Origin of the sequence: Nocardia sp. NRRL WC-3656, assembly GCF_000720265.1 — a bacterium.
Classification (GTDB): Bacteria; Actinomycetota; Actinomycetes; order Mycobacteriales; family Mycobacteriaceae; genus Nocardia; species Nocardia nova.
The window spans coordinates 1-22871 of the sequence record NZ_JOJF01000047.1; the positions used below are offsets into that span (position 1 = coordinate 1).

The window sequence follows — 22871 nt, forward strand, 5'->3', positions numbered from 1 at the left end:
ACCTCGGCAACGACCATGAAGCCAAACCCACCGCTCCCAGGTGATTCGGAACCCGATGGCTGCGGGCTCTATCACCACGAAAGAAAGGTAAGGACACCACCGTGGTCGCCGCGGCGGACGCGCAGAACTACGCTCAGAAGCTTGGCATTGCCCACGGCATGGCGGTTCAGGAGTTGGGCTGGGACGAGGACACCGCAGACGAGTTGAGGGCGTCTGTCGAGGACGCGATCGGCTCCGAGCTACTCGACGAGGACACCGACGAGGTGATCGACGTCGTACTGCTGTGGTGGCGCGACGGAGACGGGGACCTGGTCGACGAGCTGATGGATGCCATCGGTCCGCTCGCCGAGGACGGTGTCGTGTGGGTACTCACCCCCAAAACCGGTCAGCCCGGCCATGTCGATCCCAGCGAGATCGCCGAATCCGCCCCCACCGCGGGGTTGACGTCGACCACACCGGTCAGCCTCGGCACCTGGACCGGCACCAAGCTGATGCAGCCCAAGACGCCCTCGAAGCAGCGCTGATCCACCGCGTGACTATTGTTTCGCACGGGCGGCCGCCGAGTACCGGAACAGCCCGCCGTCGAAGACAGGAGGACTGCGCATGCCGCTCGAAGTGGGAACGGCCGCACCGGATTTCACGCTGAAGGATCAGAACAACCAGGATGTGAGCCTCGCCGATTACCGGGGCCACAAGAATGTCCTGATCGTCTTCTATCCGCTGGCTTTCACCGGCATCTGCCAGGGTGAGCTGTGCAAGGTGCGCGACGAACTGCCGAAGTTCCAGAACGACAACGCCGAGATCCTCGCCATCTCCGTCGGACCCCCGCCCACCCACAAGATCTGGGCGGCCGAGCAGGGCTACACCTTCCCGCTGCTGTCGGATTTCTGGCCGCACGGCGCCGTCACCGAGGCCTACGGTGTCTTCAACGACAAAACCGGCTTCCCCAACCGCGGCACCTTCGTCGTGGACAAGGACGGAATCATCCGCTTCGCCGAGATGAACGGCCCCGGAGAGCCCCGTGACCAGGCGGCTTGGGAGAAAGCGCTCACTGCACTAGATTCATGAACCGCCGCGCACGGTCCCGGACAACCGGCCCCGCGCAGCACACCATCTTCACCGCCGCCCGGCCGGTGAAGTCCGGGCGTATAGCTCAGTGGTAGAGCACTGGTTTTACACACCAGCGGTCGGGGGTTCGAACCCCTCTGCGCCCACTCTGTTTGTGCAGGTCAGAAGGCTTGCAATCTGCCCCACGTCGAATCCGTGGGCTCGCGGCTCGGCAAGTCGGTCTCCGAGAGATAGGTATACGCACAGGTAGTTCTACCGTCGCGATGGTGCTCGCCGGCGACGAACCTGGAGTTCGTTTCTATCGGTCACGTTGCGGAGGATTCGATGTCTGCCCCCGAGCTTCGGCACAGGTCCCATGCCGGCACCACGGAAGAGATCTTGATGATTCGGCGATGCGCGAAGTGTGACAAGTTGTTCGCGCCGCTCACGGCGGGGTGTTCCTCGTGTGCGTCGGATGACCTGGAGCGGGTGCCGTCGTCGGGTGTGGGTTCGATCGTGTCGTGGCGGGTGGTGGACCGCGCCGGTGCGAGTGGTGCGCCGTCGACGGTCGCGATCGTCGAACTCGACGAGGGGCCGTGGGTCTATACCTCGCTGGAGGGGGAGGTGCCGCTGCTGTCGGATCGGCCGGTGCGGGTGCATTTCCAGCCGCGTCCGCGAGACGACAGGTTTCCGGTCTTCGTAGTGTGCGCCGATCGCCGGCACCGGTAGTGCCGGAGCGAATCGGTCACTTCCGCTGCCTCCGACAGACGAGCCCATGCGCCCGGGTGAACCGCGTTCTCGCGCAGTGCTATGGCCGGGGGATCAGGTCGCCGCGCTCGGAACCAGGCCCACCAGCCCTCCGTCGACGAGCAGATCCTGGCCGGTGATGTACGACGCCTCGGGCGAGGCCAGGAAGGCCACGGCGGCGGCGACGTCCTTGGCGGAGCCGATCCGGCCGGCGACGATATCGCCGGCCACAGCGCTCTGCACGGACTCGGGAAGCTCGGCCCGCAGCGCGGGGGTGTCGATATATCCCGGGCTCACCGAGTTGACCCGAATTCCCCTGGCGCCCAACTCGGCAGCGAACGTGCGTGCCAGATTGTGCGCCGCGGCCTTGGTCGCCGAATACAGCGAGCCGAACGGCATGCCGCGGTGCAGTGCCCACGAGGCGTTGATCACGACGGCCGCGTCGGGGGCCAGTAGCGGAATCGCCTTCTGCACGGTGAAGAACACCCCCTTGACGTTGACGCCGATCACCCGGTCGAAATCGGCCTCGGTCACCGCCTCGGTCGGCGGAAAGAATCCGACGCCCGCATTCACGAAGAGCACGTCCAACCGGCCGTACCTGTTCCGGATGGTCTCGAAGACGGCGTCGATGGCGGCGAGGTCGGTCGTGTCGCCGGCGATCGCGAGCGCCTCCGGCCCGAGTTCATCGGCGGTGGCGGCCAGCCGGCCCGGGTCGCGGCCGGTGACGATCACCCGCGCGCCCTCGTCGCGCAACCGCCGCGCGGTGGCCAGTCCCATACCGCTCGTCCCGCCCGTGACCAGCGCGATCTTGCCCTGGAATCTGTTGTGTGCCATAGGAGCAAGCCTGCCGAGGACCGGCCTCGACAACCAGTGCGAGATCAACGTGGGATAACTACCACCAGGCTATGCGGGTGCGGCCGCCCGATCCCGCGTCAGCAGGCTCAGCCGCTGCTCGGTCTCGGTGCCCGGCCGGGGGTTGTACAGCACCAGGTGCCAATCCGGATGGTCCGCGACGATCAACGTGGTGGTGTCGAAGAACAGCTCACCCGCCGCCGGATGGCGCACCGCGTGCACCGCCTGCGTCGGGGCGCCCACCTCGTGGCGCGCCCACAATTCGGCGAATTCCGCACTGATCCTGGAGAGTTCGGTGATCACCCTGTCGAATCCGGGATCGTTCAGCGCCGCATCCGCACGATAGGCGGCGACGACCGCCGGTGCGGCGGCGGCCCAGTGGGGGTGCATCTCCCGGTAGCTCGCGTTGGTGAAAAACGAGACGAGACAGTTGTAGTCGTCGCAGTCGTAGCCGAAGGCCATCCGTGCCCCGTCGTTGACGGCCAGGATGTTCCAGTACCGGTCGCGCAGCACCGCGGGCCGCGGTGACCACACCGTGAGCAGATGCCGTAGCTCCGCGGTGACCTGTGCATCCCGATCCCGCACGGCCCGAGGCGGATTCATCCCCGCCAGCCGATACACGTGGGCCCGCTCCCACTCAGTCAATCGCAGTGCTCCGACGATCGCGTCGAGCACTTCGGTCGACACCTTGATATCGCGCCCCTGCTCGAGCCACGTGTACCAGGACACGCCGACCCCCGCGAGCTGTGCGACCTCTTCGCGCCGCAGGCCCGGCGTGCGACGTCGTCCGGTCGCCACCAGCCCGACCTCGGCTGGGTCGAGCCGTTCGCGGCGACTGCGGAGGAATTCGCGCAGCTGTTCCCTACGCCGCGCCGAGTCACTGGTCATGAAAAACAGTAACAATGCGCGCCGATTCGGGCCTCGCCATCGCGCCGATCACCGGGTTGCCGAGGATGTGTTCGCACCCGTAGGCCCGGACAGGAGAATCCGGCGAGCGGTGAATCACGCATCTCCGCGACGAGCGGCGGAAACCGCGGGCGTACCTCCCGCGCTGCGCAGGTCGATGTTTCGCATCGTGACCAACGCTGTCGCACAGAGTGTTTCGGCACCCTGGTCGACACCGTAGACCTCGGCTGCCGCGACGGTGAGCGCCTTGCCGGGCTTCACGACCCGCCCACGGGCCACCAGATATTCACCTCGCGCCGGAGACAGAAGTTTGACGGTGTAGTCGACCGTCATGTTCACCCAGCCGGCCGGCAGGAGCGTCCCCGCCGCGGAACCGCCGGCGAAGTCCGCCAGCGACCCGATCACGCCGCCCTGAAAGTTGCCGTTGTGCTCGGTCAACTCCGTGCGGTAGGGCTGCACGATCTCAACCTCGCCCCGCTCGACCCGGCGAAACGAGAACCCCAGATGTCGCGCCGCGGGCATGCCGAGGACGACGGCCTCTACGATCTGCGCGAACTCCGGATTCTCCGCCTGCTGACCGCTCATCACCCGGCTCCTCTCGGGGTGCTCGACGCTCCACCGCCGAATCCGGGAAGCCGAGGTGCACCACAACTGGACTGACTGCCATTTAATCTGAACTTGACGTCAACTTCAAGTTCTGGCTCGACGGCGATTCGGCGTGGGTGAGGCTACGCCGCCTGCCCACGCCGCACCGGCCTCACATCACGATGCGCAGTGGGTGTTCGATCAGCTCTTTCAGTTGGGCGAGGAATTGGGCGGCGACGGCTCCGTCGATGGCGCGGTGGTCGGCGGACATGGTGACGCGCAGGATCTTTCGGCTCACGACTTCGTCGCCGTCGAGGCGGAGTTCGTCGGTGGCGGCGCCGATGGCGAGGATGGCGGCTTCGGGTGGGTTGATGACGGCGGTGAAGTGTTCGATGCCGTACATGCCGAGGTTGGAGATGGTGAAGGTGCCGCCGGTCATTTCCTCGGCGCGGAGTTTGCGGTCGCGTGCGCGTTCGGCTTTGTCGCGGGTTTCGGCGGCGATGGCCGAGACGGGTTTGCGGTCGGCGTCGCGGATGACGGGGACGAGCAGGCCGGCGGGGGTGGCGACGGCGACGCCGAGGTGGATGCCGTGGTGGCGGCGCAGGGTGTCGCCGGCGAAGGAGACGTTGACGGCGGGGTTGGCGCGTAGTGCGGTGGCCACGCCTTTGAACAGCAGATCGTTGACGCTGACCTTGCCGGCCCCGGTGTCGGCGAGTGACTCGTTGATCCGGGCGCGGAAGGCCAGGAGTTCGGTGACGTCGATGGCGCTGGTCAGATAGATGTGTGGCGCCTGCTGTTTGCTCTCGGTGAGGCGGGTGGCGGAGACGCGCTGGATGGTCGTCAGGGGGATCTCGTCGTAGTCGCCCGTTGCCGGGGTGACACTGGTGCCCGGTTCCGTGCGTTCCGGTGCGGCGGTCGCTTGCGCAGTGGTGGAAGCTTTTGCCGCGTGGGCGTTTTCGACGTCGAGTCGGGTGATGCGCCCGCCGGGGCCGGTCCCGGTGACGGTCGTGATGTCGACACCGAGGTCCTGCGCGATCTTGCGCGCCAGGGGCGAGGATTTACGGCGGACGGCGTCGGAGGCGGAGGACGCAACAGACCCTGCTGGCGCCGCGTCGGCAGGGGCCGGGCCGGGCTGTGGCGCGGTCTGCCGTCGTTGCGATGCGATGTCGGCCGGTTCCGGCTGCTGCTCGATGCTCTGCCGTGCCGATGCGGTCTCGGTCTGCGGGACAGGCGCCGATGACGGTGCGGGTGCGGCGGCGGTCCCGCTGCCGTCGCCGAGGATGGCGATGGGTTCGCCGATCGGAACCCGCGTTCCGGGTGCGGCGATGATGTGTTCGAGGATGCCGTCGTCGTAGGCCTCGAGTTCCATCAGTGCTTTGTCGGTTTCGATTTCGGCGAGCACTTCGCCGCGGATGACGGTGTCACCGACCTGTTTGAGCCAGTTGGCGACGACGCCGTCTTCCATGGTGTCGGAGAGGCGGGGCATGGTGATTTCGGACAACGGTCTTTCCTCTCAGCGTCGCTTGCCCACGGCCGCAAGGGTTTCGACGGCGGCGGTGTAGAGCGATTCGACGGACGGCAGGGCCAGCTTCTCCAGCGGCTTGGCGTAGGGGAGCGGCACTTCGGCCATGGCGACGCGGCGCACGGGAGCGTCGAGATAGTCGAAGGCGCCGTCGGAGATCGATGCCGCTATTTCGGCGCCTATGCCGTAGGTGAGCCAGTCGTCCTCACCGATGACCGCGCAGCCGGTCTTGCGGACCGAGCGGACGAGGGTGTCGCGGTCGAGCGGGCGCAGGCTGCGCAGGTCGATCACCTCGGCGGAGATGCCCTCGGCGGCAAGTTCGTCCGCGACCTGGGTGCAGACGGTGGCCATGCGGGAGTAGCCGATGAGGGTGATGTCGGTGCCTTCGCGGGTGACCGCGGCCTTGCCGATCTGTGCGGGCGGAAGGTCCTGCGGTACTTCACCTTTGGTGTTGTAGAGCGACAGGTTCTCGAGGAACAGCACCGGGTCGTCGTCATCGATGGCGGCCTTGAGCAGGGCGCGGGCGTCGGCCGGGGTGCTGGGCGCCACGACCTTGAGGCCGGGGACGAACGCGTAATAGAGCTCGATGTTCTGGGAGTGGGTGGCGCCGAGTTGTTGTCCGCCGCCGCCGGGGGTGCGGATGACCATCGGCACGCTGGTCTGCCCGCCGAACATGCCGTAGATCTTGGCGGCGTGGTTGACGATCTGGTCGAGGGCGAGCAGGGAGAAGTTGATCGTCATGATCTCGACGATCGGGCGCAGGCCGAGCATGGCGGCGCCGATGGCCGCGCCGACGAATCCTTCCTCGGCGATGGGAGTGTCGCGGACGCGCTGCTCGCCGAATTCGTTCAGCAGTCCGGCGGTGATCTTGTAGGAGCCTTCGAAGACGCCGATCTCCTCACCGATCAGGAAGATGTCGTCGTCGCGGCGCATTTCCTCGCGCAGGGTTTCGCGCAGCGCTTCGCGGTAGGTCATGACAGGCACGGGGTGGTCCTCAGGCGGTGAAGAGCGGGTCGGCGGGCAGGCGGCGGGAATCGCCGGGCACCGGGGTGGCGTAGGTGTAGTCGAACAGGCTCGACGGCTGCGGGTGCGGGCTGGTGTCGGCGAACTCGACGGCGGCGGCGACCTCGGCGAGGACCTCCGCGTCCAGGGTGGAGGCCGAAACATCGTTCAGCGCACCGGATTTCAGCAGCGCGGTCTTCCAGATCTCGATGGGGTCGTGGGATCGTGCGGCCATCACGGTTTCCTCGGTGCGGTATTTCGCGGGGTCGACCACCGAGTGGCCTTTCAGCCGGTGGCTGACCGCCTCCAGCAGTGCCGGCCGGCCGTCGCGGCGGGCGGTGTCGATGAGATCCCTGGCGGTGTCGCGGACGGCGAGGACGTCGGTGCCGTCGACGCGTTCACCGCGCATGCGATAGGCGGCGGCGCGTTTCCACAGATCGGGTTCGGCGGAGGACTTCTCCACTGTGGTGCCCATGCCGGTCTGGTTGTTGACCACCAGGAAGACGATCGGCAGATTCCACAGTGCGGCGAGGTTGAGCGATTCGTGGAAGGCGCCGATATTCGTTGTGCCCTCACCCATTTGGCAGACGACGACATCGTCGCCGCCGCGGTAGTCGATCGCCAGTGCGGCGCCGACGGCGAGGGGTACCTGGCCGCCGACGATGGCGTAGCCGCCGAGCAGCCGAGTCTCGGTGTCGTACATGTGCATCGATCCGCCCCACCCTTTGGAGGTGCCGGTGGAGCGGCCGTACAGCTCGGCCATGACCCGGCCGGGCGCGATGCCTTTGGCGAGGGCATAACCGTGTTCGCGGTAGTTGGTGAACAGGTAGTCGGTGGGGCGCATCGCCGCACCGAGGCCGACCACGGTGGCCTCCTCACCGAGGTTGAGGTGACAGTAGCCGCCGATCCTGGCCTGCTGATAGCTCTGGGCGGTGCGCTCCTCGAATCGGCGCACGAACAGCATGTCGCGATACAGCTTTCGCAGCGTATCGGGATGCTCGGCCGCCACACGGGACTCGAATGATGCTGTCTGCGTGGCGGTTCGGTCGGCGAGGAGAGAATCGCTCGCCGGGGTGTGGGCTTGCTCCGTCGCGGTCGACACGGCCGGTCGCTTCGGTGCGCGGCGGGTCGACGTGCGGGTGGCCTGCTGCGGGGTTGTGGTAGTCACGGTGGTGCTCCTCAACGTGAACGCGGCGCGGTGTGGATCGGCAGGCCGAGCCCGGTCAGGGCTGTTTCCATACCGATCTCGCCGAGGGTGGGGTGGGCGTGGATGGTGTCGGCGAGTTCGTCGAGTGTCGCTTCGAGCGAGATCGCCAGTGCGCCTTCGGCGATCAGGTCACCGGCCGAGGGGCCGATGATGTGCACGCCGAGTACTTCCCGATGGCGTGCCCCGGCCACGATCTTGCAGAAGCCCTCGGTCTCGCCGAGCGCCTTGGCTCGCCCGAGTGCGGCGAGCGGGAATTTCGCGGTGATCACCTCGTGGCCGCCGGCGCGCGCCGCGTCCTCGGTCAGGCCGACGCTCGCGATCTCCGGATGGGTGAACGTCGCCGCGGGGATCACGGTGTAGTCGATGCGGGCGTCGTGTCCGGCGATCACATCGGCGGCGGTGAGGCCCTGATGTGAGGCCACGTGCGCCAGCAGTGCCTTGCCGGTGACATCGCCGATGGCGTAGACGTGCTCGGCCGTGGTCCGCAGCCGTTCGTCGACGGGGATGAATCCCCGTGCGTCGGTGTCGATTCCGGCGTACTTCAGGTCGAGATCGGCGGTGTTGGGACGACGGCCCACACCGACGAGCACGACGTCGGCCTGGATTTTCCGAGTCGTCGCGCCGTCGACGTCGACCGTCAGCGCCTCGCCACTCTGCTCGATGCCGGTGACGGTGCATCCGGTCAGCACGCTGACACCGCGTTTGGTGAACGCACGGCCCAGCGCGGCGCCGATCTCCTTGTCCTCCAACGGGACCAGGCGATCCTGCATCTCCACGATGGTCACGTCGGCGCCGAAGGTGGCGAACAGCCCCGCCCACTCGGCGCCGACCGCGCTGCCGCCGATGACGACGAGCCGCTCGGGCACCTCGGTCAATCCGAACGCGCCGTCGGAGGTGATCACGCCCGGCAGATCGGCGCCCGGAACGGGCAGGAGCGCGGGCACGGACCCGGTAGCGACGATCACGTCGGTGGCCGTGACCGTGCGGCTCGCGGTGCCGGCCGGGGCGGCGCCGTAGCGGGGCCCGTCGGCGAAGACCGGCGAGGGACCGGGCTCGAATATCTCCACGGTGGTCGGTCCCGTGAAGCGGGCATGGCCCTCGATCACGGTGACGCCGTTGGCCTTCAGTAGCCCCGCCACGCCGCCGGTCAGCTCCGCGACGATGCCGTCCTTGCGCCGGCGGACGGTGGCGAAGTCGAAGCGAACGTTGTCGGCGTGAACCCCGAAATCGGCTGCTGCGCCGAGTGTTTCGAATACCTCCGCCGAGCGCAGCATGGCCTTGGTGGGTATGCACCCCCAGTTCAGGCACACCCCGCCGGGGCGTTCCTTTTCCGCCACGGCGACGTGCAGGCCGCGCTGGGCGGCGCGGATCGCCGCGACATACCCGCCCGGCCCGCCGCCGATGATCAAGAGATCGAATTCCGGCACTTGTGGTGCTCCTCGTCCTGAATCGGTTGACCCGAATCCGGTTGCGGTGTGGGTCATCAGGTGTGGAGTCTTATCCGTGCGTGGACGCCGGACAATTCCCGGCAAGCCCAGGAATTGCGGCTCGGGATTGGGCGCTGCGCCTAATTCCGCTCGCGGCCGTTCGGCGCCGAGGGCTCAGCCGGCCGGGCGTTCGAGCAGTTCGCGGGCGGTGAGCGCGAGGGAGAGTTCCAGTTGGTGGCGGGGGCCCTCCAGCGGCCGCCCGAGCAGTGTCGCGGCGCGCTGAAGCCGGTTGATGACCGTGTTGCGGTGGCAGTGCAACAGCGGTGCGGCATGGGCGGCCGAGCAGTTCTCGGCCAGCCAGACCGACAGCGTGCGCAGCAGGATGTCGCGCTCCTTCGCGGGCAACGCCAGGATCGGGCCCAGTGATCGCTGCACCAATCGCTGCGCCAGATCGGGCGCGCGCACCAGCAGGGCTTCCGGGTAGTTATCGTCCAGCCGGGTGAGAGTGGCGTCGTGAGCTCGCGGCGCAGTATCCAGTGCGAGCGTGGCGAGTGCGTGGGCGACGTCGATCTCGGCCAACCCCTCGACCGCCGGAGAAAGGCCCGCGCGTCCGAGAACCAGCGGTTCCAGCACCTCCGCCACCTGCTGCGGGGAATGCTGTTCGAGCGCGACGATGCCGACCGTGTGATCGCCGCGATCGTGGCGGATCGAGCGAATCCCCATGGCCGCCAACGCGCTTTCGGACCCCGGCCGCAGCGGCTGCGGTTCACCGCGAGCCAGGACCACCAGGTAGTCGCCCCCGGCAGGAATGTCGAGTTCGCGCGCCGCGTGCGCGGCGAAGACGGCATCGCGGCCGCGCCCGGAGAGGACGTCTTCGATCAGAGCGTGGCGGCGGCGTTCGTCGCGCCGAACGCGATCGAGTTCGGCGCCGCGATAGGAGGTCACCAGCGCCGAGGACATCCCGTCGACCACCGCCCACATGGCAGTCCCGATTTCGCGGAAATCGGCAGGTGACATCGCTCCGGCGCGATCCATCAGGGCTTCCCACACGATGCGCCCGCCCAGGCGGAAGGTGCGCTGCATGGCCTCGAGCGGAACCCCCTGCGCGGCGCGCTGCCGGCCGATCGCGGCGGCCACATCGTCCTGTTCGGCGCCGGCCCCTTTCGCCGCGAGCAGTTCCAGCACCCGTGTCAGGAACCGCCGGCATCCGTCGCGCAGATCCGCTCGGCTCACCGCCGAATAGTCCGTCCACTCCGGATCGTCGGTGAACACGGCCGCCATGAGCCGGGCGGTGAGCTGGTCGATGTCGCTCCCGCACGCCCTCGCCAACTCCGCGGAGTCGGGCAGGGGTTCCGGGGTTGCTACGGGCGCCACGTCGGTCACAGTACGTCCAGCATGGGCGCGCAGACGCAACCGGCTGGTCGCCCGATGGCCTCGACCTGCACACTGTTACCGGTCGGCTCTCGGACGACCTACGCGACGCGGTGCTGCGACCGGGCCGGAACGCCTATCGGCTCGGCCTGTCGGATTCGGACGTGATCGCCGCGCTGTGGTCGCGAAGGGCACCGACTATGGCGGTCAGGACGCGATGGGTGGCTTGCAGGTCCGCGTCCGGCAGGCCGGCGAGTGCGGTCCGGGTGCGCCTGCCGATCGGGGTGAAGAATCCCGCGGCCACGCTCATGCCGTGATCGCTGTAGTGCAGCAGCACCCGGCGTTTGTCGGCGTCGTCGGGTTCGCGTTCGATATGGCCCGACTCGATCATGCGCTCGATCAGGTAGGTGATCGCGCCGGGAGAGACGCCCAGCAGCGTTCCGAGCCTTCCGGCGGTGAGGGGCGTTCCTTCCGCGTCGGCGGTGGCGATATGCATGAGCGCGCGGAAGTCGTTGGGGCGCAATTCGTTCGAATGTGCGAAGAGATGTGAGATCCGATCCGAGACGGCGGTGAGCGCGCGGATATCGCGCGCGATCGCCGTCTCGAGTTCGTCGCGATCGGTGGGTGACGCATCGATCGAACTCTCGGTCACCTCTGTCTCCCTTCTCGTTCCTGCGCGCAGTGCACACAGCGTATCGGCTCGGAGGCCGACCCTTTGCAAATTATTTCAGTTTCTGAAATAGTTTTGCGCATGGGCGGATGGGATCGATATGCGCAGATCGTCTCCGGACGTAAAGGGTGGCTCGTCCTGGTAGCCATGGTGGTCGCCGCCGTCGCGGTGCTCGGCTTGTCCGGTGGGGGCGAATCGGGTGGCTCGGCGCCGAATTCGCTGCCCGACGACGCCGAATCCGCGCAGGTACAGCGGTTGTTGCGGCAGTTCCCCGGTGGGGATTCGGCGGCGGCGGTCCTGATTGTCACGCGCGCCGACGGGGCAGTCCTCACCCCGGACGATCGAGCGCAGGCCGATGCGGCCCTGACCCGGATACGTTCCGGTGCGAGCGGGCCGGGGATCGTGGTGTCGCCGGACCAGCGCGCCGCGCTCGGGCAGACACCGATCCCGTCCGAGCTGAACGGCTTCGCCTTGACCGACCGGATCGACGAATTGCGCACGGCCGCGCGTGCGGGCGCACCCGCCGACCTGCAGGTGCGCATCACCGGCGGCCCGGCCTTCGGCGCGGATATCGCCGACTCCTTCTCCGGCGCCAACACTCTGCTGCTCGCGGTCACCGCCGCTGTGGTGATGGTGCTGCTGATAGCGACCTACCGCTCGCCGGTGCTGTGGCTGATTCCGCTGTCGGTGGTGGCGGTCGCCGACCGGGTCGCATCGGCGGCGGGTAATGCCCTCGCCCAGGTGAGCGGTCTGACGTTCGACGGTTCGACCGCGGGAATCACCAGCGTCCTGGTATTCGGGGCCGGCACGAATTATGCGTTGCTGCTGGTGTCGCGCTACCGCGACGAGTTGTATCGGACCGAGGACCATCGGGCGGCGCTGCGGATCGCCGTTCGGCGAGCCGGGCCCGCGGTGCTCGCCAGCAATCTGACGGTCGTGCTGGCCTTGCTGATACTGCTGCTCGCGCTGCTGCCCAACACTCGCGGACTGGGCGCCTTCGGGGCTGTGGGGCTTCTGATCGCGGCGGTCTTCGTCCTCGTCGCACTGCCTCCGGCGCTTGCGCTGTGCGGTCGAAAGGTGTTCTGGCCGTTCGTTCCTCGTGTCGACGGCCATGACACCGCGACCTCCGGCGCCTGGCACACCGTCGCGGAGAAGGTGGTACGGCGGCCCGGCGTGGTGGCCGGCGTCTTTCTGCTCGTCGCGGCCGCATGTGCTGCCGCGCTGCCGTTCGCCCATGTCGGGCTCGCACAGTCCGAGCAGTTCCGCGTGCAGGCGGAATCGGTCGACGGCCTGCGTGCGGTGAGCGAGCATTTCTCCTCCGGCGCAAGCGATCCCGCGATCGTGCTGGCGCGCACCGACGCCGCGCCGGCCGTGCAGTCGGTCCTCGACAGCACTTCCGGCGTCGTGCGCGCGATACCCGCCGGCGTCTCGGACAACGGGTTGACGCGCTGGTCGGTGATTCTGGACGCGCCACCCGCCTCCGAGGCGGCATTCGCCGATGTCAGTTCCCTGCGCACCGCACTGTCCTCGGTGCCCGGCGCCGAGGCGCTGGTCGGCGGCTCCGATGCCGTCGCCCTGGACACCCGGGACGCGGCCCGGCGCGATCAGCTCGTGATCATGCCGCTCGTTCTGGTGGTCGTCCTGCTGGTACTTCTGGTGCTGTTGCGGGCAGTGCCGGCCGCGCTCCTGCTGGTCGCGGTCACGGTGCTGAGCGCCCTGGCCGCACTGGGCATCGGAAGCCTGCTCAGCACCTACGTGTTCGGCTTTCCGGCATTGGACACCAACGTGCCGCTGTTCGCCTTCCTGTTCCTGGTGGCGCTGGGCGTCGACTACACGATCTTCCTGGTCACCCGAGCACGCGAGGAGACACCGGGCCACGGCGTGACCGGCGGCATCGTCCGCGCAGTCGGCTCCACGGGCGGGGTGATCACCAGCGCCGGAATCGTGCTGGCCGCGGTGTTCGCCGTCCTCGGCGTCCTGCCGCTGATCACGCTGACCCAGCTGGGCATCGTGGTCGGCGTCGGTATCCTGCTCGATACCTTCGTCATTCGAACCCTGGTGATACCCGCGCTGTTCGCGCTGATCGGTCCGAGAATCTGGTGGCCGGGGCGCTGGATCCGAGAGGCGTCGGCCGATTCCGGACCATCGGCGCCGTCGGTCGCCGCGAGCGCGTCGACGGCGGAACAGAGCCGCTGAGTCGGTGAGATTCGCGACCGGACAGCGGGCTGTCGGCCGCCGGATCGGTCGGTATCCAGAGGCTCACTCCGGCCGCTGAGCGGGGCCTTACGGCATGCCGCCGTCGGAGCGGAGGATCGATCCGGTGGTGTAACTGGAGGCGTCGGAGGCGAGAAACAGTGCGGCTCCGACGATTTCGCTGGGCCGGCCGATGCGTTGGAGGGCGTGGGCGGCGAACGGGTTGTCGCCCGGGGCGAGGTTGTCGAGGTCCCATCCGGCCGTGGCATCGGTGCGGTAGGGCCCTGCCATCAGGGTGTTGACTCGGACGGCCGGGCCGAATGCCAGGGCCAGGCCCTCGGTCATGGCGTTGAGTCCGGCCTTGGCGGCGGCATAGGGCACGATCGACGGGCGCGGCCGGATGGAACCGGTGGAGCTGACGTTGACGATCGATCCGCGGCCCGCCGCGACCATGCGCTCGCCGACGAGTGCCGACAATCGAAACGGCCCTTTGAGATTCAGGGCGATGATGGCGTCGAACAGTTTCTCGCTCACCGAGGGCAGATCGTCGTACACCGGTTGCATTCCGGCATTGTTGATGAGGACATCGACCCGGCCGAACCGGTCGTAGCAGGCGTCGACCAGCCCGTCGAGTTGATCCCAGCGACCGATGTGCACGCCGTAGGGCATGGCGGCGCGGCCGGTCTTCTCCGCGATCTCCCCGGCGGTCGCCACGCAATTGTCGTAGTTGCGACTGGCGATGATCACATCGGCACCGCAGTGCGCGGCGGCGAAGGCCATCTGTCGTCCCAGCCCGCGGCTGCCGCCGGTGACCAGAACCACCTTGCCGGTCAGATCGAACAGTTCGTCGGCATATCCCATGGCGTCACCGCGACAGCCACAGATCGGCGGGGGCGCAGGGCAATCCCACCTCTTTCAACGTCGAGATACCGGCGGGCGCTCGGGCGACGTCGAAAACGGAATTCACCGCGGGCATCGCGGTCATGGTGTCCCACTCGTGATTTCCCCAGCTGTCCGGCGGGACGAACCTGATCCGGGTCCGCACCTCGGGCTCTCCGTCGATGACGATGTGGTAGTGGTCGTCGTCGAATTCCCAGCTCTCATTGAGCTTGTCGGTCAGGTACCACGCGACGTTCGAGCGAACGACGGATTTCTCGCCGATCTTTCCGGCCCATCCGCCGCGCACCGCGGCGATGGTGTCCTTCTCGATGCGGATCCATCCCAGATCGACCGTTTCGGCGGCAGTCGCGTACTCGATGGCGAAGTCCATATCGTCGAATTCGTAACCGAGGGCTACGCCCATGCGCTGGACGGAATCGCGGAACGTACTCATCCACACTTTCGCGATCTCGATCAGTTCCGGGGTGGCCTCGGGACGCGAAATGCCCAGGGCCTGCCACGTTTCCGCGGATTCGTAGACGGAGACGTCGGCCGATTCGGAGATCGAAATCGACCGGACGTCACGGCACACCGCGGTCAACGCGGTGGTCACGGCGTTGATCCAGCCCGGGTTGATGCCGGTGATGTGCAGCGAGCTGTTCCCGCGTTCGCAGGCGGCGGCAAGCTTCTGCTCCGTCTCGCCCCGAATCCCGCCGACGTTGAGAAACAAGTTCGTGCTGATGACATCGAGGCCGCTCTCGAGCAGCCGCGTCGCATGGTCGAGGTCGGCCATGAACGGCGTATAGAGGACGGTATCCGCGTCCAGTGCGAGCAGCGCATCGATATCGGCGGTGGCTAGCACCCCCGTATCCGGCCGCCCGCACAGCCTGCCCGCATCCACCCCGACCTTGTCGTCGGAATAGGCGTAGACACCGGCCAACTCGAGCCGCGGATCGTCGAGAATCCCGCGCAGACTGAGCTTTCCGACCTTCCCGGTGGTCCATTGAATGACGCGCACGTGATCGACCTTTCGAGCTGCCGGTGGTGTCGGCGAGTATGAGAATGTGATTCTCTTCTACGAAAATTAGCATTACGTGTGTGGTGGGACAAGGCCCCTCGGGCTCTTGCTGAGCTGTCCGGGCGCGGAGTTCTGCCGTCGCGCCGGCCGGCGGGTGACGCCGATCGGCCTCGTTGCGGCTACACCTCTGCCGGGTGGGCGCCGGTCAGCTCTTTCAGCGCGGACTGGAGGTCGTCGACGATATCGGCGGTGTCCGGGGCGGGTGCGTGCTGCCAGCCCGGGCCTGCCAACAGGACCCGCGTGCCGCGGTCGGCGCAGGTGCGCACGGCCGAGAGGAGCGCGGTCGATTCCTGCTGTGACCACAGCACCGCTACCGAGCTCGACGCGCTGCGATCGAGGGCATCGCCGAGGGCTGGAGTGGGGACGTTGGGGCCGAGCATATTGGCCGGGACGTCGAGTTCGGCGAGTGCGGCGCGCAGGACCTCGAGTGGCAGGCAATGGGCTTCGCCGCTGGTGCAGGCGAGCAGTACGGGGGCTGCGGACGCGTCGGCCGGGGGCGGGACCGCGCGGTGCAGTGCGGCCGTAATGCACCAGGACAGAAGGTGTTCGACGTCGATGCACCCGATGCCCGCTCCTTGCCGCTGGACGATCTCGGCGAAGGCCGGGCGGCACAGCCGGTCCCAGGTGTCGGCCACGCCGAACGCGCGAATGTGGGCGAAGAGCAACGCCTGCAATGTGGTCGGGTCGGAGGCGAAGGCGGCCTCGAGAAGGGATGCGTGGTCTCCGGCGACCGGCAGTGGTGCGCGCACGGACTCGGCCGCGCGCGCCGGGCTCGATCCGCCTCGGACGAGAACGACCATGCGCTCGAGCCGAGCGATGTCGGCTTCGGAGTACAGGCGGTGGCGACCGCGCCGATGCTGGGAGGGGCCGATGCCGTAGCGCTGATTCCAACTGCGCAGCGTCGCGGTGGGAATGCCGATGCGTTCCGCGACGGTACGTACCGAGAATCCGGCTGCGTCGTTGTCGGGGGGCACGGCATCGGACATGACGATCATTCTGCCTTTCACGGGCATGGGCGCCGCAAGGTCGCAGTGCTCGAGGTCGCAGTGCTGCGGTGCCCGCGCGGTAGTGGACCGCGGTAGGGGGCGGTGGTAAGGGACGGTGGTAAGGGACGACGGAGCGGGGTGGGGACGACACTCCCATTATGCATCGATTCCGCATCGATTGCTGTAGGATCGGCAGTGTTGTCGAACCCATGCTCATCGAACAGAGGAGTCGCAGGTGCTCGAACATCGCTCGCAGGTAGACCGCCCCGAAGGCATCGAACGGAAGGTCGTGAGAATGCTGGCCGGTGGAGCCCGTCGGCTGATCCTCTTCGCTGCGACAGCGATGCGCCCGGCTCGGCTGGCCGGCGTCGCCGTCCTGGCGGCGGTCGTGTTCGGTGGCGTCGCGGCACCGGCAGGGGCGAGTCCGACACCCGCGGCCGGACCGGCTCCGGTTTCCTCGCTCGATCTGAACCGGTACCTCGGAACGTGGTATCAGCTCGCCGCGGTTCCTCAGTTTTTCAATCTCGTCTGTGCTCGCGATACGCGCGCCGAGTACGCCGCCCTTCCGAACGGTGATGTGTCCGTTCACAATTCGTGCACCACGTGGTCGGGGGCGCCCAACGACATTCAGGGTGCGGCGCGCGTGGTCGATCCGGTGACCGGGGCACAGTTGCGCGTCGCGTTCCCCGGGGTGCCGACACAGGAAAGCCTGGACGGCCCGCCCAACTACATCGTGACCGCGCTCGGGCCGGACTACTCCTGGGCTCTCGTCACCGACCCCTTCCGGATCTCCGGATTCGTGCTGTCTCGCACGCCCGCACTGGACGCGGACCAGTGGAATCAGATCGTCGCGGCGATCGTCGCCGCCGGTGAGCAGCCGTGCCTGTACCTGACCTCGCCGGTGACCGGCGGGCGAGACGACATCACCCCGCTGTGCCGGCTCTGAGCTCGGCTCGATGCGACCTACCAGCCATGGCGAATCCGGTGAGTGGAGGTGAGTGGCGATGGGTGTGGCGATAGCTTTGTTCACCCGTGACCTGCGGGTGCACGACAATCCGATGCTGACCGCGGCGCAGCATGCCGGCGATGCGGTGGTCCCGCTGTTCGTCCTCGACGAATCGTTGGTCACCGGCTCGGAGGCCGCGCCCAACCGGGTGCGATTCCTCGCCGCAGCGCTGGACGAGCTCGACGGCGAACTGCGAACGCGCGGCGGGCATCTCGTGCTGCGGCGCGGTAAGGTCGTCGACGAGGTGGAGCGGATCGTCGCCCAGTCACAGGCGGAGTCGGTGCATCTCGCCGCCGAGGTCAGCCACTACGGCAAGCGCCGCGAATCGGCTCTGCGCGACAGGCTCGAATCTCACGGTTGCCGCGTGCAGACGCACCCCGCGACGGTGACCAGCGTGGACATCGATGCGATCGAGCCGAGCACCGGGCGCGATCATTTCGCGGTGTTCACGCCGTACTTCCGGCGCTGGGAAACCGCTCGCCACCGCAGTCCGCTGCCACCGCCGAAAAATCTCACCGTGCCGTCGCTGGACGGGAAACAACCCGACCTCGACAAGCTCCGCGCCGCGCGGGCTTCGCCCAACCTGCGCGTCGGAGGCGAGACGACGGGGCGAAAGATGTTGCGCCGCTGGCTGTCCGATTCGGTCACCGCGTATGCGGATACCAACGACGATCTCGCCGCCGACGCCACCTCGCATCTCTCGCCGTATCTGCACTTCGGATGCCTGTCCGCCGCGGAGGTGGTGTCGCGCCTGGACCTGTCGGATCCGGGTGCGCACAGTTTCGTCCGGCAGTTGGCCTGGCGCGATTTTCATCATCAGGTACTGGCGGCCCGGCCCGCGGCGGCATGGTCCGATTACCGCCCGGGGCCGGTCGAGGTCCGCAAGGACGAGCAGGCGTTCGAGGCGTGGACGCACGGTCGCACCGGTTTCCCGATCGTCGACGCGCCGATGCGCCAACTTCATGACGAAGGGTGGATGCCGGGCCGCGCGCGGCTGATCACCGCATCGTTCCTGGCCAAAACGCTACGGTTGGATTGGCGGATCGGCGCGGCCCATTTCCGGTACTGGCTGGTCGACGGAGATGTGGCGAACAACCAGATGAACTGGCAGTGGGTCGCGGGCACCGGAACCGACACCCGCCCCAATCGCACACTCAATCCGCTGCGGCAAGCGAACCGTTTCGACCCCGAGGGTGCGTACGTACGGCGCTGGTTGCCCGAACTCGCCCACCTGTCCGGTGCGGCGGTGCACCGGCCGTGGCGCGCGGACGTCGATGACGCGACCTATCCGGCGCCGATCGTGGAAGTGCCCGGCATGTAGTCGATTCGGTGAAGGAGACGGTATGCGATGTGTGGTGTTCGGTGCGACCGGCTACATCGGGGGCCGCCTGGTGCCCGAGCTACTGGCCGCGGGGCATGAGGTGCGGGTGCTGGCCCGCACACCCGCCAAACTCGACGACGCGGCGTGGCGCGACAGCGTGGAAGTCCTGCGCGGTGACGTGCTCAGCGCCGAGGATGTGGCCGCGGCCTGCGCCGACGCGGATGTGCTCTACTACCTGGTGCATTCGCTGACGCGAACGGATTTCGACGAGGTCGACCGCCGCGCGGCGACACTGGTGGCAGAGCAGGCGGCCCGTGCGGGGGTACGCCGGATCGTGTACCTGGGCGGCATCGTCCCGCCCGGCCAGCGACTGTCGCGGCATCTGTCTTCCCGCGCCGAGGTCGGTCGCATCCTGCTCGCGGGTTCGGTTCCGGCGATTGCGATGCAGGCCGCCGTGATCATCGGATCCGGTTCGGCCAGTTTCGAAATGCTGCGCTATCTCACCGAACGGCTCCCGGTGATGGTCACGCCGCGATGGGTCCGCAACCGCATCCAGCCGATCGCGGTGCGCGATGTGCTGTACTACCTGACGCGGGCGGCCGAACTGCCGCCGGATGTGCGCGGTGCTTTCGACATCGGCGGTCCGGATGTGCTCACCTACGAACAGATGATGCGCGATTACGCGGAAGTGGCGCGGTTGCCGCGGCGCGTGATCGTCCCGGTCCCGGTTCTCACACCGTGGCTCTCGGCACAATGGGTCAATCTCGTGACCCCGGTGCCCAAGGCGATAGCCGTGCCGCTGATGGAATCGCTGGTCAACGACGTGGTCTGCGAAGATCACGCGATCGCCGAGCACATCCCCGATCCGGCGCGGGGATTGATCGACTACCGAACGGCGGTCGAATTGGCGTTGACGCGCATCCGCGACCTCGATGTCCCTACCCGCTGGTCGGATGCCGATCAGCTCGGTAGTGAACCGTCGTCCCCGCTGCCCACCGATCCCGCGTGGTCGGGCGGTTCCCTCTATGTCGATGTGCGAGAACGCCACACCCGGGCCGATCCGGCGACGTTGTGGTCGGTGATCGAATCCATCGGTGGCGAATACGGCTGGTATTCGTTTCCGCTGGCGTGGTCGTTGCGTGGCTGGATCGATCGACTGGCCGGCGGCGTCGGTTTGCGGCGGGGCAGGCGGGATCCGCATCGGCTGCACGCCGGCGAGGCGCTGGACTGGTGGCGTGTAGAACGCATCGAACGACCGCACACTCTGGTGTTGCGCGCGGAGATGCGGGTGCCCGGGCGGGCGTGGCTGGAGCTGAGCGTGGACACGGACGCGCGCGGCACTGTCTACCGGCAGCGGGCCGTATTCGACCCGCACGGTCTGGCCGGTCATCTGTACTGGAAGGCCATCGTTCCCTTCCATGCGCTCATCTTCGGCGGGATGACCCGCAACATCACGGGCGCGGCCGAAGAGGCTGCGGCTCAGCCGGTTTCATAGCCCCGGCTGCGCCTGTCTGGACCGGAGCGCGCGGGCGAGACCGCGGCTGCCCACCGCAGCACGACGTGGGATACCGACACGGGCACGATGAACGAAGATGTCGAAATCCAGACTCTCGATGCGATCCAGAATTTCCGAATAGAGGGTGAGCGCGGTGGTGACGCACGGCCGCGACCGTGGCGCGAGCAAGGCGATACCGGCGCGGGCGTAGTCGTAGATGTCGCGAGTGTGCGCATGCTGGGCGACCAGAGCGCGCCGGACGCGCGGGTCGGTGCGGCGGTGCGCCTGACACCACAGCAGCAGGTCACGGTCGACGCCGAATGCGGCCAGTTCGTCTGCCGGCAGATACACCCGGTCTCGGACCAGGTCCTCGTCCACGTCGCGCAGAAAGTTGGTCAGCTGGAAGGCTTTTCCGAGCGCGGCGGCGTAGGGGGCGGCCTCGTCCACCGGGCACACCGTGCCCAGCACCGGCAAGACCTGTAATCCGATGACTTCGGCGGAACCGTAGACGTAGCGGTCCAGCGCACGCCGATCCGGATAGTCGGTGAGGGTGAGATCCATGCGCATCGACTCCAGGAACGAGTCGAACAGCGCCGGAGCGATGCGGTAGGAGTGTGCCGTGTGCAGTACGGCCGGGAGGACAGCGTCGGCGTCGGCGTCCTCGCTGGTGAACTGCGCGGCCAGCGCGTCCAGTCGTGCCGCTCGCTCGGTGACCGGACGGCTCGGGTCGATGTCGTCGAGGATGTCGTCGGCGCGGCGGGCGAAGCCGTAGAGCGCGTGGATCGCCGGACGCTGGTCGGGGGCGAGTAACCGGGTGGCGAGGAAGAAGGTCTTGCCGTGGCGGGCGTTGAGCGTCCGGCAGGCGCGATAGGACTGCTGCAGCTGGGTATCGGCGCGGCCGTTGTCGAGAAAAGCGATGGGGGACATGAGTTTCCGATCAGCGGATGATGGCGGCGGTCGAAGTGGACAGGGCGGACGCGCGTCGGCGTGCGGGTGCGGGCTGTGCAGAAGGCATCGGTCCGGTGACGCGGTCCGCGGCGAGCCGGCCGGAAATCAGCACGGGGGGTATGCCGACACCGGGGACGGTGCTGCCGCCCGCCAGCACCACGTTCTCGAGTCCGCGGATCATATTGGCCGGGCGGAAGGGGCCGGTTTGGGTGACGGTGTGGGCCAACGCGAAGGGGCTTCCGGCCAGCATGCCGCGCCGCGCCCAGTCGGCAGGAGTGGTGATGTGGAGCAACCGGGGATCGGTCAGTGGGATCGGCAAGCGATCCTGGACGGTGGTCAGAATCTCCTCGGCGTAGGCGGGGCCGAATCGGTCCCAATTGATCGGTCCTCGAACGAGATTCGGTACCGGAGCGAGAATGTAGAACAGGTCGCGTCCGGGTGGCGCCAGGCTCGGGTCACCCGCGGTGGGCCTGGTGACCAGCAGTGACGGATCTGTCATGACGCTGCCGCGAGCGATGATGTCGTCGAAGGCTTCGTCCCAGGCGCGGCCGAAGAGCAGATGGTGGTGCGCCGCGTGGGGCATCGCCTCGCAGCCGACGTGCAGCACGACCGCGGACGGTGCCGCCGTGGGACGCAGCGGGCGGCGCGGGGAATGGCCCGTCAGCCGGTAGGTGTCGGACAACTCGGTGGTGAGCACGACCGCATCGCAGGGGATGCGCTCGCCGGTCTCGGTGACGATTGTGCGGATCCGGGATCCGGTGCGGTCCAGGCTCGCCACGGCGGTGTCGTAGCGGATCTCGACGCCGGCGTCGTGCGCCGCCGCGGCGAGCGCGTCGGGTAGCGCTCGCATTCCGCCGCGCGGGAACCAGACGCCGGCGATCGTGTCCATATAGGCGATCACCGCGTATGCCGCTATCGCTCTCTTGGGGGCGACGCCGGCATACAGGGATTGAAAGGTGAACAGCCGCCGCAGTTCCGGATCGTCGATGTGCTGTGCGACCGCACGGTCCCAGCGGCGGAATCCTCCCATCGTCGCCAGTCGGGCCAGCGAAGGACGCAGCGCCGAGAGCGGCGAGTCGAAATTCGCCCCGATGAACGAGTCGAACTCGGTCCGGTAGAGCTGGGTCAGCCACGCGCGCAGTCGCCGGTATCCCGCTGCCTGCCCGGCTCCGGCGAACTCGGTGATCGCCGCGGCCATGCGTTCGGCGTCGCTGTGGACCTCGAGCTGACGCCCGTCGGCGAAATGGGCCCGGTAGGCCGGATCCACCGGCACCAGCGACAGGCGGTCGTTCATCTGCTCGCCGACCGCGGCGAACGTCTCCTCGACCAGGTGTGGCATCGTCAGCACGGTCGGGCCGGTGTCGAGGCGGTAGCCGTCCACATCGACGCGACCGGTGCGGCCGCCGGGGACCGAATCACGTTCCAGCACGGTGACTTTGCGGCCGCGGCCGGCCAGGTGCAGCGCCGCCGACAGTCCGGCCAGCCCCGCTCCGACTACGACGATATGGTTGCTGAGACCGATGGTCGTGCGCATGGTCTTCCTTACCTTTCTTTCGTGGTGATAGAGCCCGCAGCCATCGGGTTCCGAATCACCTGGGAGCGGTGGGTTTGGCTTCATGGTCGTTGCCG

General features: G+C 67.8%; 21 protein-coding genes and 1 tRNA gene. 8 read left to right on the plus strand and 14 right to left on the minus strand.

What is annotated here, in order from left to right; genetic code table 11:
* The first annotated feature begins 101 nt into the window (after window positions 1-101).
* The 4 genes from IG65_RS0132490 (at window position 102) to IG65_RS0132505 (ending at window position 1776) form a co-directional block, all read left to right on the plus strand.
* A complete protein-coding gene (locus IG65_RS0132490; protein ID WP_030518770.1) occupies window positions 102-524 on the plus strand; it encodes a DUF3052 domain-containing protein in 423 nt (140 codons plus the stop codon).
* A 79-nt stretch (window positions 525-603) separates the two neighbouring features.
* Window positions 604-1068, plus strand: a complete 465-nt coding sequence (locus IG65_RS0132495) for a peroxiredoxin (RefSeq protein WP_030518771.1) — start codon at window positions 604-606, stop codon at window positions 1066-1068.
* A gap of 74 nt (window positions 1069-1142) precedes the next feature.
* Window positions 1143-1214: transfer RNA gene (locus tag IG65_RS0132500), tRNA-Val, on the plus strand.
* Window positions 1215-1392: 178 nt separating this feature from the next.
* The gene (locus tag IG65_RS0132505) at window positions 1393-1776 is read left to right on the plus strand and encodes a Zn-ribbon domain-containing OB-fold protein (RefSeq protein ID WP_030518772.1); all 384 of its coding nucleotides are present in this window, start codon (window positions 1393-1395) and stop codon (window positions 1774-1776) included.
* Window positions 1777-1869: 93 nt separating this feature from the next.
* Here the strand turns inward: IG65_RS0132505 and IG65_RS0132510 are convergent, their stop codons facing one another.
* From IG65_RS0132510 to IG65_RS0132550, 9 genes are all read right to left on the minus strand, one after another.
* A complete protein-coding gene (locus tag IG65_RS0132510; protein WP_030518773.1) occupies window positions 1870-2628 on the minus strand; it encodes a glucose 1-dehydrogenase in 759 nt (252 codons plus the stop codon).
* Window positions 2629-2697: 69 nt separating this feature from the next.
* Complete coding sequence (locus tag IG65_RS0132515; protein ID WP_030518774.1) at window positions 2698-3534, minus strand: helix-turn-helix transcriptional regulator; 837 nt, start codon at window positions 3532-3534, stop codon at window positions 2698-2700.
* A 114-nt stretch (window positions 3535-3648) separates the two neighbouring features.
* Complete coding sequence (locus IG65_RS0132520; protein WP_051757288.1) at window positions 3649-4137, minus strand: PaaI family thioesterase; 489 nt, start codon at window positions 4135-4137, stop codon at window positions 3649-3651.
* A gap of 172 nt (window positions 4138-4309) precedes the next feature.
* Window positions 4310-5638: a dihydrolipoamide acetyltransferase family protein gene (locus IG65_RS0132525; RefSeq protein WP_030518776.1), complete on the minus strand. Its 1329-nt coding sequence runs from the start codon at window positions 5636-5638 to the stop codon at window positions 4310-4312.
* Between the two features lie 12 nt (window positions 5639-5650).
* Window positions 5651-6634, minus strand: coding sequence for an alpha-ketoacid dehydrogenase subunit beta (locus IG65_RS0132530; RefSeq protein ID WP_197040003.1), 984 nt, complete (start codon window positions 6632-6634; stop codon window positions 5651-5653).
* A 19-nt stretch (window positions 6635-6653) separates the two neighbouring features.
* Entirely contained in the window at window positions 6654-7829 is a 1176-nt protein-coding gene (gene pdhA / locus IG65_RS0132535; protein ID WP_231509582.1) for a pyruvate dehydrogenase (acetyl-transferring) E1 component subunit alpha, read from the minus strand.
* An 11-nt stretch (window positions 7830-7840) separates the two neighbouring features.
* Entirely contained in the window at window positions 7841-9295 is a 1455-nt protein-coding gene (gene lpdA / locus IG65_RS0132540) for a dihydrolipoyl dehydrogenase (protein ID WP_030518779.1), read from the minus strand.
* A gap of 174 nt (window positions 9296-9469) precedes the next feature.
* Window positions 9470-10669 carry a CdaR family transcriptional regulator gene (locus IG65_RS0132545; protein WP_051757292.1) on the minus strand — a complete coding sequence of 400 codons (1200 nt, stop codon included), beginning with the start codon at window positions 10667-10669 and terminating at the stop codon, window positions 9470-9472.
* A gap of 133 nt (window positions 10670-10802) precedes the next feature.
* The gene (locus IG65_RS0132550; RefSeq protein WP_051757289.1) at window positions 10803-11318 is read right to left on the minus strand and encodes a MarR family winged helix-turn-helix transcriptional regulator; all 516 of its coding nucleotides are present in this window, start codon (window positions 11316-11318) and stop codon (window positions 10803-10805) included.
* 99 nt (window positions 11319-11417) lie between these two features.
* On the opposite strand from IG65_RS0132550, the gene IG65_RS0132555 reads away from it, so the two are divergent.
* Complete coding sequence (locus IG65_RS0132555) at window positions 11418-13532, plus strand: MMPL family transporter (RefSeq protein ID WP_051757290.1); 2115 nt, start codon at window positions 11418-11420, stop codon at window positions 13530-13532.
* An 87-nt stretch (window positions 13533-13619) separates the two neighbouring features.
* Here IG65_RS0132555 and IG65_RS0132560 read toward each other — a convergent pair whose 3' ends face one another.
* The 3 genes from IG65_RS0132560 to IG65_RS0132570 all read right to left on the minus strand — a co-directional run bounded on the left by IG65_RS0132560 (window position 13620) and on the right by IG65_RS0132570 (window position 16472).
* Window positions 13620-14390 (minus strand): SDR family NAD(P)-dependent oxidoreductase, encoded by a 771-nt coding sequence (locus tag IG65_RS0132560; RefSeq protein ID WP_030518783.1) that lies wholly within the window; start codon window positions 14388-14390, stop codon window positions 13620-13622.
* Window positions 14391-14394: 4 nt separating this feature from the next.
* The gene (locus IG65_RS0132565) at window positions 14395-15426 is read right to left on the minus strand and encodes a hypothetical protein (RefSeq protein WP_030518784.1); all 1032 of its coding nucleotides are present in this window, start codon (window positions 15424-15426) and stop codon (window positions 14395-14397) included.
* Between the two features lie 179 nt (window positions 15427-15605).
* Window positions 15606-16472 carry a MerR family transcriptional regulator gene (locus IG65_RS0132570; protein ID WP_036526400.1) on the minus strand — a complete coding sequence of 289 codons (867 nt, stop codon included), beginning with the start codon at window positions 16470-16472 and terminating at the stop codon, window positions 15606-15608.
* Window positions 16473-16815: 343 nt separating this feature from the next.
* On the opposite strand from IG65_RS0132570, the gene IG65_RS0132575 reads away from it, so the two are divergent.
* The 3 genes from IG65_RS0132575 to IG65_RS0132585 are packed head-to-tail and all read left to right on the plus strand — an operon-like array spanning window position 16816 to window position 20294.
* Window positions 16816-17418, plus strand: a complete 603-nt coding sequence (locus IG65_RS0132575; protein WP_030518786.1) for a lipocalin family protein — start codon at window positions 16816-16818, stop codon at window positions 17416-17418.
* A 58-nt stretch (window positions 17419-17476) separates the two neighbouring features.
* Window positions 17477-18799, plus strand: coding sequence for a deoxyribodipyrimidine photo-lyase (locus tag IG65_RS0132580; protein WP_030518787.1), 1323 nt, complete (start codon window positions 17477-17479; stop codon window positions 18797-18799).
* A 22-nt stretch (window positions 18800-18821) separates the two neighbouring features.
* The gene (locus IG65_RS0132585) at window positions 18822-20294 is read left to right on the plus strand and encodes an SDR family oxidoreductase (RefSeq protein ID WP_030518788.1); all 1473 of its coding nucleotides are present in this window, start codon (window positions 18822-18824) and stop codon (window positions 20292-20294) included.
* On the opposite strand, the gene IG65_RS0132590 is transcribed toward IG65_RS0132585, so the two are convergent.
* The gene (locus tag IG65_RS0132590; protein WP_036526391.1) at window positions 20289-21221 is read right to left on the minus strand and encodes a phytoene/squalene synthase family protein; all 933 of its coding nucleotides are present in this window, start codon (window positions 21219-21221) and stop codon (window positions 20289-20291) included. The genes IG65_RS0132585 and IG65_RS0132590 overlap by 6 nt on opposite strands.
* Before the next feature lie 10 nt (window positions 21222-21231).
* On the minus strand, window positions 21232-22776 hold the full coding sequence (crtI, locus tag IG65_RS0132595) for a phytoene desaturase family protein (RefSeq protein WP_051757291.1): 1545 nt from the start codon (window positions 22774-22776) through the stop codon (window positions 21232-21234).
* Window positions 22777-22871: the final 95 nt, after the last annotated feature.